The sequence below is a fragment of the Arthrobacter sp. NicSoilC5 genome, assembly GCF_019977395.1.
Classification (GTDB): Bacteria; Actinomycetota; Actinomycetes; order Actinomycetales; family Micrococcaceae; genus Arthrobacter.
Genome location: NZ_AP024660.1, coordinates 3,984,185 through 3,996,516, shown reverse-complemented (window position 1 = coordinate 3,996,516; position 12,332 = coordinate 3,984,185). Strand labels below are relative to the sequence as shown.

Genomic DNA, 12,332 nt, shown 5'->3' with positions numbered 1-12,332 from the left:
GACATTTCCACCTGCACCCCTACCAGAAAGAGGACATGACATGACGTGGCTCGACAGCCCCGCCCACGCACGATGGCTTGAGGCGGAAACCGACCGGCTGATCCGCTTCGCCGAAGCTTCCAAGGTTCCCACGGGATTCGGCTGGCTGGACAACTACGGCAAAGTGTTCGCCGGGAAGCCCACCCACCTGTGGATCACCGCACGGATGACCCACAGCTTTGCTGTGGCCGCCCTGATGGGGCGTCCCGGGGCGGCCACCATGGTGGACCACGGCATCGCCGCCCTCAACGGCGCCCTGCACGACGACGAGTTCGGCGGCTGGTTTGCCGAGGTGGACGACAACGGCCCGGTGAACGACACCAAGTCCGGCTACCAGCACTCGTTCGTGCTCCTCGCCGCCGCCAGCGCCGTTGCGGCAGGGCGCCCGGGTGCACGGGAACTGCTGGACGAGGCACTCCGGATTGCCGACACGAAGTTCTGGGACCACCAGGCCAACATGTGCTTCGATTCGTGGAACCGGGACTTCACCGAGACTGAGGCCTACCGCGGCGGGAACGCGAGCATGCACTCGGTGGAGGCCTACCTCATCGTGGCCGATGTCACCGGCGAGAACCGGTGGCTGGAACGGGCCCTGCACATCGCCGAGGTGCTCATCCATGACTTCGCGCGGAACAACGATTACCGGGTATTCGAGCACTTCGACCCGGAGTGGACCCCGATGCCCGAGTACAACACCGACGACCGCGCCAGCCAGTTCCGCGCCTACGGAGGTACTCCCGGCCACTGGGTGGAGTGGGCGCGCCTGCTCCTGCACGTCCGGGCCGGGCTTGAAGCCAGGGGCATGGACGTTCCGGACTGGCTCCTCGAAGACGCACGGGGCCTGTTCGACGCAGCCATCCGCGATGCCTGGGAACCGGACGGCCATCCCGGATTCGTGTACACCGTGGACTGGGAAGGCAATCCGGTGGTCACCACCCGCATCCGGTGGGTACCCGCCGAGGCAATCGGCGGTGCAGCGGCCCTGTACATCGCCACCGGCGAGAAGAAGTACGCGGACTGGTATGAGCGGATCTGGGACCACGCCCGCGACTGGTTCATCGACTACGAGCATGGATCCTGGAAGCAGGAACTCGACGAGAACGGCAACGTCACCTCCACCGTGTGGTCGGGCAAGGCCGACATCTACCACCTGTGGCACTGCCTGGTGGTTCCCCGCCTCCCTCTGGCCCCCGGACTCGCCTCGGCGGTCGCAGCCGGGCTGCTCGACGCGCGCATCAGCGGAACCCGGGGTTAAGAAGGCAACAGCATTGCCCGCCGGCAGCGGGAGCCGGCGGGCAACGAAACTGGACGGGGCAGGGCGGCCGCAGGGCGACGTGTCACAGCCATGACACGTCATTTGATCCTGTAAATTTAAGGGAGGAATTGCAGGCGAGCATAGCCGCGTTCCAACCCCACCCTTTGAATGGACGCTCCCCCATGTCTTCCGCGATTTCCGCGCCGTCCCCTGCCCGTTTTCCCTACGCCGCAATGGTGGTCCTGGCCACCATTGCGTTCACGGCCATCACCACCGAACTCCTCCCGTCCGGGCTGCTGCCGCAGATCAGCACCGGCCTTGGCGTCTCCGAGCCTGTGGCCGGTTATCTTGCTGCTGCCTACGCTGCCGTCATTGTTGTCACGGTGGTCCCGGCGGCACGGCTGCTGGGGAAGATCCCGCGGCATGCCCTGCTGGTGGGGCTGGTCCTGACCTTCGCGCTCAGCAATGCACTGGTGGGACTGGCACCGGACTTCACGTCAGCGATGGTGGCGCGGCTGGTGGGCGGGCTGGCACACGGACTGCTCTGGACCACCATGGCGCCGTTCGTTTCCCGCGTGGTTCCGGCCGACAAAGTGGGCAAGGCCCTGGCGATCGTGTTCAGCGGCAACAGCCTGGGCCTGGCCATCGGTGCACCGGTGGGCACGGCCCTGGGCGGATTCCTGGGCTGGCGTGCCGCGTTCCTGGTGCTGGCCGGGTTCGGCGTGGTCCTGACGGTCCTCGCGTTTTGGCTGCTGCCCCGCGTCCAGCGCATTTCCGACGCCGCCCGTCCGTCCCTGCGCAAGGCGATCGGCCAGCCGGGCGTGAAATCCGTGGCGGTCGCCTGGCCGCTGCTGGTCCTGGCGCACTTCGCCCTGTTCACCTACATTGCACCCTTCATCCGCGAGGCGAACCTCCCGGACTATGCCACGAGCCTCTCCCTCACGGTGCTGGGCGGGTCCGGCCTGCTGGGCATTTGGATTGCGGGGCTCACCGTGGATTCGCGGCCCCGCCGTTCGCTGCTGGTCACGACGGCGGCCATCGCCGCATCGATGTTCCTCCTGCCGCTCGCCGTGGGGAACCTGCCCGTAGCCCTGGTGCTGATGACCATCTGGGGAGCGGGCCTGGGCGCCATCGGCATCTACAACCAGTCCGCGATCCTCCGGGCCGGCGGGGAGTACAGCGAGGCCGCCAACGGGCTTACGGTCCTGACCATCCAGCTGGGCATCACCATCGGCGCGCTCTACGGCTCGGCGGCCTTGGTGGTTGGCGGCCCGCTGCTGGTTCCGGCCGCGGCTGCAATCCCGGTGGTTGCCGCATTCGTGATCACCCTCGCCGGAAAGAGGTACGCCTACCCGCCGGGCCCGAGGGAACGGATCTGGCTGGAACCCCGGCCGGTCACCGACAAGGTCAAGGACCCCGCCTGATCCCTGCATCGATTGCTCCGTACATGTCGTTTTGGGCCCTCAAAACGACATGTACGGAGCAATCGATGCGGGGGCAGGGCAGAACCTGGCGTTAATCTCCCCTCCAACTGGGTGCACCCCTGGCGCAACCTGGCCGGCCTAGCGTTGGCGGGTCACCCGGCGCCGCCGGAACCCGTCACCGAGGAGGAACCATCCCCATGCGCACAGTCCTGACCGCCGCGGCAACCGCCGCCCTGCTCGCCGCCGCCGTCGCCTCCCCCGGCGCCGCCTTTGCCGCCGGAACCGCTGACGCCGGCACGCCGTCGTCGAACGCTGCCGGCACCGCCACCTCAGCCATCAAGACGAACGAGCGCAACGGCTCCTTCGACCTCCAGGCGCACCGCGGCGGCCGCGGCGAGTGGACCGAGGAGTCGCTGGCGGCCTTCGGCAACTCCCTGAAGCTCGGCGTCAGCACCCTGGAACTGGACACCCACCTCACCGAGGACGGGAAGATCATCGTCTGGCATGACGACACCATCCAGGCCAACAAGTGCATCGACACTGCCCCGGCCACCCCCGGCGACCCGCAGTTTCCGTACGTCGGCCGCAGGGTGGCGGAGCTGTCCCTGGCCCAGGTCAAGACCCTCAACTGCGGCTTCACGCAGCTGCCCGGCTTCCCGGAGCAGGACGTGATCGAGGGGAACCGCATCGCCGAGCTCAAGGACGTCTACCAGCTGGCGGAGCAGTACAACGCCAAAAAGGTCCGCTTCAACGTGGAGACCAAGGTGGAGGACGGCAAGGCCGGCGGCGAAGGCATGGTGGCGCTGACCAAGGCCGTGGTGGCAGAAGTGCAGGCGTCCGGCGCCGCGGACCGCACCACCATCCAGTCCTTCGACTGGTCGTCGCTGAACCTCACCAAGAAGCTGGCGCCGGAGCTTACGCTCGTTGCGCTTTCCAGCGGGGACGCGTGGATGCAGGTGGGCAAGCCCGGCGCCGCGCCTGAGCTGGGCGGCATCGACATCGACGACTACGACGGCTCCCTCGCCAAGGCTGCCGCGGCCCAGGGGTACAACGTCATCTCCCCCACGTTCAGCTCCGTAACCCCGCAGATGATCGCCGACGCGCACCAGCTGGGCCTCGCCGTCATCCCCTGGACCGTCAACAAGCCCGCGGACATGGAACGGCTGATGGACCAGGGCGTGGACGGCATCATCACCGACTACCCCACGCGCCTGCGCACCCTCATGGATGAGCGCGGCCTGAAGCTGCCCAAGGCCTACGCCCCGCAGGCATAGTTCCCTGCGCCGGTCCCTCCTGCGCATAGGGCCCGACGGCGGCTGCCGGACTTCCGCTGGGGGAAGTCCGGCAGCCGCCGTCGTCCTGCCGCCCGTCACGTGCTCCGTACCTGGCGGCGTTCAGTCCCGGTATTTGGCCACGGTGAACAGGAACGTGGAGTCCTCCTCGGCGTGCAGGCTGTGCAGGCCGGGCGGGACGATCAGCAGGTCGCCGGCCTTGCCCTGCCAGGACTCACCGCCGGCCTTGAGGCTGACGCAGCCCTGAATCACGAAGACTGTGGCGTCGCCGGGGTTCTGGTGTTCACTCAATTGGGTTCCGGCCTTCATGGCCATGACGGTCTGCCGGAGGATCTTTTCGTGGCCGCCGTACACCGTGTCCGCAGCGCGCCCGTTGCTGGAGGTAACCGCCGCCTCGAGCTGCTGCCGGGCCAGCGCGTCGATCGATATCTTCTGCATGCGCCCAAGGCTACCCGCGTTCGCGCACAAGGGGTCCGGATTTCTTTCTCACCCTGCGGCCGGAGAATCCCCTGCCGAGGCGATGGAACAATAATCCGGCCAGGCCTGTCTTCGCATCATGAACGCCATGTCCCAGACCTTCGCGGTCCTGCCCGTCCGCCATGCAGACACGCCCCGGGGATACCCGATTTCGGAGCCCGGCAAAGGCTTGATAGAGGTTAATGGATGCTAGACGTCCTGAATCCCGCCCTGCCCTTCATTGCCATGGCCCTGGCGGTGGTGGCCGGACTCACCCTGTCCTGGCTGCTCCGCAAGATCGTCCTGAAGCTCAACCGCAAGCGGCCCGAGCTGCAGGCCACCTCCCGGGTGGCCCGCCAGCCGCTGCGGCTGGCACTGTGCCTGGTGGGCGTCCGCGCCGCGCTGGGGCTGACGGCTGCAGGCGAAAGCTGGCACGCCGGCGTCGACCATCTCCTGCTGATCGCCATGATCGGCGCGTTCGCGTGGCTTGCCATCGCGGTCCTGCTGATCGTGGAAGCCGTGGTGCTGAACCGGCACAGCGTGGACGTGGCGGACAACCGGCGCGCACGGCGGCTGCGGACCCAGATGATCCTGGCCCGGCGGATCGCCGTGGCGCTGGTGGTGGTGCTCGCCGTCGGTACTGCCATGCTGACGTTCCCGGCGATCCAGGCGCTGGGGGCCGGGCTGCTGGCGTCCGCGGGCGTGATCTCGATCGTGGCAGGCCTCGCCGCGCAGACGTCCCTGGTGAATGTCTTCGCCGGTATGCAGCTCGCGTTCACCGACGCCATCCGCGTGGACGACGTGGTGGTGGTCCAGAAGGAGTGGGGCCGTATTGAGGAGATCACCCTCACCTACGTGGTGGTGCATCTTTGGGACGACCGCCGGCTGATCCTGCCCTCCACCTATTTCACCACCACCCCGTTCGAGAACTGGACGCGCCGCCAGTCCGAGGTCATGGGCACCGTGGAGTTCGACCTCGACTGGCGCGCCCCCGTGGAGGACATGCGCACCGAACTGCGCCGGGTCCTGGCCGGCACCGAACTGTGGGATGAGCGCGTGGGCGTCCTGCAGATTACCGATGCCACCGGAGGCTTTGTCCGCGTCCGCATCCTGGTCAGCGCCGCGGACAGTGCCGCGCTCTTCGACCTGCGCTGCCTGGTCCGCGAAACCATGGTCACGTTCCTCCAGCAGAACCATCCGCAGGCGCTGCCGCACCAGCGCTGGGCGCAGGCAGCGGACGACGGCGGCACGGCCGCCCAACGCAAGGGACCCCTGCGCGGGCTGGGTGCGTCGGGGGCGGCGGGTGCGCATGCCCCGGCGGACCCGCACGAATCACAGCTGTTCACCGGTTCCATCGAGGCGGTGGAGCGCTCGCGGGCCTTCACCGGCCCCGGCGACGAGGTGTTCGAGGAGCGCGACCGGAACCTGGCCTCGCGGAACTGATCCGGAACCCCTTGATATGTGACCTTTTAGTCACCTATTATTGACGCATGGACGACGTGTTCAAAGCACTCTCCGACCCCACCCGCAGGGACCTGCTCGACGAGCTGTTCCGCGAGGACGGCCAGACCCTGAGTGCGCTTGAGGCACGGTTCAGCATGAGCCGGTTCGGGATCGCCAAGCACCTCCGCATCCTGGAGGACGCAGGCCTGGTGGTGACGCGCCGGCGCGGGCGGGAAAAGCTGCACTTCCTGAACCCGGTCCCTATCCGCCTGGTCCACGACCGCTGGGTCAGCAAATATGCACAACCATGGGCCGCTGCCCTCAGCGACCTCAAATCCAGATTGGAAAGTCCCATGGAAAAGATCTTCGAGATTTACATTAAGACCACCCCGGAGCGGCTCTGGGAAGCCATCACGGACAGCGACATCCGCAGCAAATACCAGTTCGGCAATACGCTGCAGTCTGACTGGACGCCCGGCGGCCGCTTCGAAATGGGCAACCCCAAGGCCGGCCAGATCTTGGGCGAGGGCGAGAACCTTGAGGTGGATCCGCCGCGCCGCCTGGTCCAGACCATGCGCGCCTTGTGGGGCGAGGACGTTAAGGCGGAGGGCACCTCGAAAATTACCTGGGAGATCGAGCCGGTGGGCGATTCGTGCCACCTCACCGTCACGCACAGCGACCTGCGCGAGGGTGCCAATGAACAGCTCTACGGCGGCTGGCCGATGATCCTCTCGGGCCTGAAGACCTGGCTGGAAACCGGCGAAAAGCTCACCACGCCGGGCTCCCTGATGTACACGTAAGCCGCTGATTTCAACGTAAAGCACGACGGTGGCGGCCGCCCTCGGTGGGTCAGCCGCCGCCGTCGATGTCCTTCCGGGACTACGCCTTGGGGACGCGGATGATGGCAGGACCGGGCCGGTCGGGCGACAGAGTGACGTTGAGCCCGTCCCCGGTGGCCTCGACCGTTCCGCCGGCGCCTTCCGCTGACGCTTGTGACAATGAGAACCTGTCCGCGTCCACCTTCACGGCTGCTTCCGTTCCCCCGCCCGGCGAGTCAACGAAGGCCACGGCCTCCGTTCCGCGGTCCACCCAGCGGATCCAGGGTTCGTCGCTGCTTACCACGGTTCCATCCTGAAGCGGGCGGGCCCCCACGAGGTATTGCTTGGCGGTGGCCATCCACTCTCCGAGAGTGGTCAAAGCCCGGCGCTGGATCTCAGGAATGGTCCCGTCAGCCCGTGGACCGACGTTCAAAAGGAAGTGGCCGCCGCGGGAGACGACGTCCGTGAGGTGGCGGGCCAGCTGCTGGCCGGTCAGAGACTGCTCCGGACCCTCCACCTGGTTGTAGCCGAAGGAGAACCCGATGCCCCTGCAGTTCTCCCACTCGGATTCGGACTCGTTCTCCCTGGCCGCTTCATACTCGCTGGTGGCATAGTCCTTATGGGTGGCGCCCCAACGGTCGTTCACCACACCTTGCGGATTGATCGAGTAGAAGTGCTCGAACAGCGTGCCAAGCCCGTGCTCACCAAAGTGCTTGCCGGCGTCGGGCCATTCGATGTCATTCCACAGGACGTCCGGCCGGTACTTGTCCACCAGGTCCACCACGTGGTTGTAGGCGTATTCGGCGTAGCCGGCGTCCTTGGGGCGGGAGGTGTCGTGGACGCTTTCGCTGGTGACGTGCGGCGGGAAGGGGCGTACATGCCAGTCCAGTCCGCCGGAATAGTACAGCCCCAGCTTCAGGCCCTTGTCGTCCACGGCCCGGGCGATTTCGCCGATCAGGTCCCTGCGCGGTCCCCGGTGGACCGTGTTCCGTTCCCCTGTTCCCGGGGCGTCCCACAGCGCGATGCCGTCGTGGTGCTTCGTGGTGGGCACAACGTAATCAGCACCGGCGAATTTGAACAGCTCCACCCAATCCCCCGGTTCGAACTGTTCCGCTTTCCATTGGTCCAGGAAAGCGTCGTAGTCCTCGCCTCCGAACACGTCCCGGTGGTGCTGTTGGGCAGGGCTGCCGTCAATGCGGATGGTGTTGTAGTACCACTCCGCATAGGGGTTATGGGTAAACCACTCGCGGTCTTCGATGGTGCCCAGGGCGCCGATGGGTTCGGCCCAGGCGGGAACGGAGTAGGCGCCCCAGTGGATGAAGATGCCGAACGGCGCGTTCTGGAACCACTCCGGCACGGGCCGGGACAATGTGTTCCAGTCGTCAGGCGTAGCTGTGCTGTCAGTCATGCTGCACTCCAATTTCAGATGGGTGATTTGGGAATTCTTGGGGTCAGGGTGCTGCTCAACGGCCGCCGAATCCGCCCATGCTGACGCCTTTGACTAGTTGGCGCTGCAGGAGGATAACGACCAACAAGCTGGGGATCACTGCTACGGTTGCGGCGGCCATCAGTGGCCCCCAGTCCGTTCCGCGTTCGCCGGAGAACATGGACAAGCCGAGCGGAATCGTGGCCTGCGAGACGTCATTGATGACGATCAGGGGCCACAGGAAGCTGCTCCAGTAGTCGATGAAGCTGAACACAGCCACCACCGCGAGCGGTGCGCGGACCAGTGGCAGGATGACGCTCCACAGGATCCGGAGGGACCCCGCACCGTCTATCCGCGCGGCTTCTTCGAATTCGACCGGGAGGGAAAGCAGGAACTGCCGGATGAGGAACGCACCGAACGCACCGAACGCGAACGGAACGATAAGCGCCGGAAGGGAATTCACAAGGTCCAGCTTGTTCATCATGATGTACAGCGGGATGACCAGTACCTCCTGCGGCAGCACCAGGGTGCCCAGGAAGACAAGGAACAGCTTGTCGCGGTGCCTGAACTGAAGCCGTGCGAAGGCATACGCGGACAGCAGCGACACCACGGTGGTCAGGGCTGCTCCGGCGATGGACACCAGGAAGCTGTTGGCGATCACCTGTGCGAACGGTATGGCAGTCCAGGCGGTGACATAGTTGGACCATTCCACCCGGGAAGCCAGGAAGTTTGAACCCGTGGAGAAGACCTCGGACGTCGGCTTCAGGGAAGTGGCCACCATCCAGAGGAACGGGAAGAAGAAGACGAGGCCTGCAAGGATAACGCCTACCCTGCTGATGTAGGTGCCCGGCCGCTTCTTCCTGCGACGCGCAGGGGGTTGGCGCTTCAGGGCGCCGGTGTACGGGGTGGCGCCCTTGGCCACGGTTTCAGTTGTCATAGTTGACCAGCCTCTTCTGCTGGGAGAACTGCAGTGCGGTGATAAGCATGACGATCACAAACAGCGCCCAGGCCAGCGCCGATGCGTAGCCGAGCTTGTCGAAGGAAAATCCGTTGCGGTACAGGTAGAGCACGATGGTGTTGGTGGATTCACCGGGGCCACCCAACGTGAGCAGGTACGGCTGGGTGAAGACTTTGAAGGATCCGATGATGGTCATCACCGTGCAGAAGAAGAGCGACGGCGACAGCATCGGCAGCACCACACGGAAGAACCGTTGCCACGCCCCGGCACCGTCAATGCGGGCCGCTTCCAGCAGGTTTGGTGAAATCCCGTTGAGCCCCGCGCCGAGGACGATGATGTTGTAGCCGATTCCCTGCCACAGTGACATGGCAATCAACGAGCCCATGGCCAGCTGGCTGTTACTGAGCCAGGACGGTCCGTGGATGCCGAAATTGGCCAGGAAGCTGTTGACGACGCCGTCATCGGTGAGCATGAGCCGCCATACCAGCGCGTTGGCAACCATCGGCGTGACAACCGGGACGAAGAACAGGACGCGGAAGAACGGGCCCCAGCTCCCAAGGTTGTGCAGCCACGTGGATACCGCCAGTGCCAGGACGAGGTTCAGCACCGTGTAGCAGACAGCGAAGAACAACGTGTTGCCCAGGACCGTCCAAAAGACCGGGTCCCCGGTCAGCATGCGCGTGTAGTTTTCCAGTCCGACGAACTTGGGGGTACCGAACAGGGGCCAGTCGAACAGGCTGATCACCAGGGAGGCGACGAGCGGAACCACGATAAAGATGAAGAACCCCAGCATGCCGGGGGCAAGATACACAGCGGCGAGCTTCCCGTGGCCGGTAACCCAGGCCGGCTTCTTTGCGTTCTTTACGGCGAGCGTCGGTAAAGCAGTCATCATTGACCTATTCCTTGGGCGGGGCAGGCTCCAGGCGGGAGCCCGCCCCCGGAGGATTACTTGGCTGAGTTGGCGATGGTGGAGAGGATTTCCTGGGCTGACTTGCTGCCGCGGAACCCGTCGCCGGAGTACTGCGTGAAGTTCGTTTCCACCTGGTTCCAGGTGGGCGTCGTCACCAGGGGGCGCCCGGACTTCAGCAGCGCTTCGACCACGGCGACGTCGGTCGCCGGCTTGTTACCGGCCCAGTCCTTGATCGCGGACTCCACGGACGGCACTGTCCCGCGGGCTGCCCCGACGGCGCCAACCACCTCAGGCGTCGTAATCTTCATGATGTTCTTGAAAGCCGTTTCTTTGTCCTTGCAGGATGCCGCGATGGCGAAGGCAGAGCCTTGAATCATCCCGATGCCCTGCCCTGAGGTGGAAGGAATGACGGCGATGCCCACCTTGCCCTGTGTCTTCGTGGTCAGTGTGTCGTACATCCAGGGGCCGTCGATGATCATGGCCGCCTTGCCGCTCATGAACTGTTGCTCCGGGACATCGCTGCCGTCCGACGCCTGGGGAGCAGTGGCCACTTTTTCCTTGGCGGCCAGGTCAAATGCAAACTGCTGGTCCTGCACCAGGCCCTGGTTGGTCAGGTCCAGCTTCCCGTCCTTGACCGGTTCGTTGCCGTTGGCAAAAGCCAAGGGCAACCCCGGGCCGGCGCCGAAGCCCGGCGGCACGGCCAGGCCCGTGACGCCGCCCTTCGTCAGTGCCTTCAGGTCCGATGTGAACTGGGCGGTGGTGTAATTGGGCGTTGGCTCCTTTACTCCGGCTGCGGACAGGAGGTCTTTGTTGTAGTACAGAACTACCGGCTCGGCATCGTATGGGATGCCGCGGAGGCTTCCGTCCACCGTCAAGCCATCAATCATCGCCTTGTTGTACATGGACACGTCCACGTTGTTGCTCTTGACCATGTCGTCAAGCGGCACCGTCAGGTCCTTGAGTTCCTGGGCGCGGGCCGCCTGCGTGGTGATGATGCACGGCGCACCGGAACTGGACAAGCGCGTTTTCACTTTTGTCCAGTAGTCGTTGAAGCTGGGACCCTCGAGGGTGAGGTTGAACGCAGGGTCTTTCTTCTTTGCCGCGTCCACGAAGGCCTGCCATTGCGCCCGGTCATTTTCATTACTGATCCATGTGTACATCGATGAGGCTTCCTTGCCCCCGTCCGACGATGAACCTGCGCTTGAACCGCAGGCGCTGAGGGTGCCCGCTGCGAGGGCTGCCACCGCTGCCGCTGTCAACAGGCGGCCGGTAACGCGGTTGTTCGACACGATGATGTCCTTTCATATCTGGGGACAAGGGTTGCCCGGCGACGTCCTCGTGGCCTGCCTGGTGTGATTTCCGCAACCCCCGTTCCAACAGAATGACTCCGGTCATCTCAGTAAGTCAAGGAATCATCTGATCTTTGTTGGATAATTTGATTCAAAGCAACTGACAAGCCAGTCTTTCGGGGTTATTTTGAGAACAAGATCAGACGAATAATGCCTAAGGCATACCTTCCTAGTCACCGGGGACCTCGTCCGCAGCCCCCACCTGCCCCTCAAAGTCCGGTTCGGGGATGGCCGTTACATAGTCCTCCACGGCGTACAGGTGGTTTGCCATCCGCGTCCGGGCGCGGTCCACATCATGCCGGCGCAGCGCTTCCAGGATGCCGAGGTGTTCGCGGTGCGTGGCCAGCAGGCCCTCGTTGTCATGGATCGACCGCCACATCCGTCCTCGGATCGTGTTGGTGGACACGGTCTCGATTAACGCGGACAGCACGTGGTTGGCGGACGCCTCGGCGATCAACCGGTGGAACTCCACGTCGCACTGCATCGCCGCTTCATGCTGGACGGGTGCCGCGTGGATCGCGGAGTGGGCGCGCTCCAGGATACGTTCCGCCTGGTCCAGCTGGTCCTTCCCGATACAGATGGCCGCGGCGGCAGCGGCCTCCGTTTCCAGCGCCCTGCGAACGGTGTGTACCTGGTTTGCCCGCTCCCCATCCTGCAGTCCCACCCAGAATTCCATCGCAGACAGGAGGGCCGACGGTTCCAGCCGGGTGACGAAGGTCCCGGCACCTTGCCTGGTTTCCAGGATGCCCATCGTGGAGAGGGCGCGCACACCCTCCCGGAGTGAGCCGCGCGACACCTGAAGCTCTGCTGCGAGGTCCTTCTCGATTGGCAGCCGGTCCCCCGGTCGAAGACGGCGGGAAGACAACATCCGCTTTACGCCTGTGATCACCACATCGGTCTGGGACATCGAACCATTGGGTGCGCCGCTCGTCATCACTACCGTCCTTCGTTGTGTTGCGTCA

The 12,332-nt window shown here is 65.0% G+C and carries 11 protein-coding genes; 5 read left to right on the top strand and 6 right to left on the bottom strand.

What is annotated here, in order from left to right:
- Positions 1-40: 40 nt before the first annotated feature.
- From LDO22_RS18680 to LDO22_RS18670, 3 genes are all read left to right on the top strand, one after another.
- Complete coding sequence (locus LDO22_RS18680; RefSeq protein ID WP_224025210.1) at positions 41-1,294, top strand: AGE family epimerase/isomerase; 1,254 nt, start codon at positions 41-43, stop codon at positions 1,292-1,294.
- Between the two features lie 182 nt (positions 1,295-1,476).
- A complete protein-coding gene (locus LDO22_RS18675; protein ID WP_224025208.1) occupies positions 1,477-2,718 on the top strand; it encodes an MFS transporter in 1,242 nt (413 codons plus the stop codon).
- Between the two features lie 197 nt (positions 2,719-2,915).
- Positions 2,916-3,992 carry a glycerophosphodiester phosphodiesterase family protein gene (locus LDO22_RS18670; protein WP_224025206.1) on the top strand — a complete coding sequence of 359 codons (1,077 nt, stop codon included), beginning with the start codon at positions 2,916-2,918 and terminating at the stop codon, positions 3,990-3,992.
- Between the two features lie 120 nt (positions 3,993-4,112).
- Here the strand turns inward: LDO22_RS18670 and LDO22_RS18665 are convergent, their stop codons facing one another.
- Positions 4,113-4,448, bottom strand: a complete 336-nt coding sequence (locus LDO22_RS18665) for a cupin domain-containing protein (RefSeq protein WP_224025205.1) — start codon at positions 4,446-4,448, stop codon at positions 4,113-4,115.
- 225 nt (positions 4,449-4,673) lie between these two features.
- On the opposite strand from LDO22_RS18665, the gene LDO22_RS18660 reads away from it, so the two are divergent.
- A complete protein-coding gene (locus LDO22_RS18660; RefSeq protein ID WP_224025203.1) occupies positions 4,674-5,909 on the top strand; it encodes a mechanosensitive ion channel domain-containing protein in 1,236 nt (411 codons plus the stop codon).
- Between the two features lie 47 nt (positions 5,910-5,956).
- Positions 5,957-6,709 (top strand): metalloregulator ArsR/SmtB family transcription factor, encoded by a 753-nt coding sequence (locus LDO22_RS18655; RefSeq protein WP_224025201.1) that lies wholly within the window; start codon positions 5,957-5,959, stop codon positions 6,707-6,709.
- Between the two features lie 79 nt (positions 6,710-6,788).
- Here the strand turns inward: LDO22_RS18655 and LDO22_RS18650 are convergent, their stop codons facing one another.
- The 5 genes from LDO22_RS18650 to LDO22_RS18630 all read right to left on the bottom strand — a co-directional run bounded on the left by LDO22_RS18650 (position 6,789) and on the right by LDO22_RS18630 (position 12,304).
- Positions 6,789-8,135 (bottom strand): alpha-L-fucosidase, encoded by a 1,347-nt coding sequence (locus LDO22_RS18650; RefSeq protein ID WP_224025200.1) that lies wholly within the window; start codon positions 8,133-8,135, stop codon positions 6,789-6,791.
- A gap of 55 nt (positions 8,136-8,190) precedes the next feature.
- On the bottom strand, positions 8,191-9,090 hold the full coding sequence (locus LDO22_RS18645; RefSeq protein WP_224025198.1) for a carbohydrate ABC transporter permease: 900 nt from the start codon (positions 9,088-9,090) through the stop codon (positions 8,191-8,193).
- The gene (locus tag LDO22_RS18640) at positions 9,080-10,003 is read right to left on the bottom strand and encodes a sugar ABC transporter permease (RefSeq protein WP_224025196.1); all 924 of its coding nucleotides are present in this window, start codon (positions 10,001-10,003) and stop codon (positions 9,080-9,082) included. Before LDO22_RS18640 ends, LDO22_RS18645 begins: the two co-directional genes overlap by 11 nt.
- 53 nt (positions 10,004-10,056) lie before the next feature.
- Positions 10,057-11,310 (bottom strand): sugar ABC transporter substrate-binding protein, encoded by a 1,254-nt coding sequence (locus LDO22_RS18635; protein ID WP_224025194.1) that lies wholly within the window; start codon positions 11,308-11,310, stop codon positions 10,057-10,059.
- A gap of 229 nt (positions 11,311-11,539) precedes the next feature.
- Positions 11,540-12,304, bottom strand: coding sequence for an FCD domain-containing protein (locus LDO22_RS18630; RefSeq protein ID WP_224025192.1), 765 nt, complete (start codon positions 12,302-12,304; stop codon positions 11,540-11,542).
- Positions 12,305-12,332 lie beyond the last annotated feature (28 nt).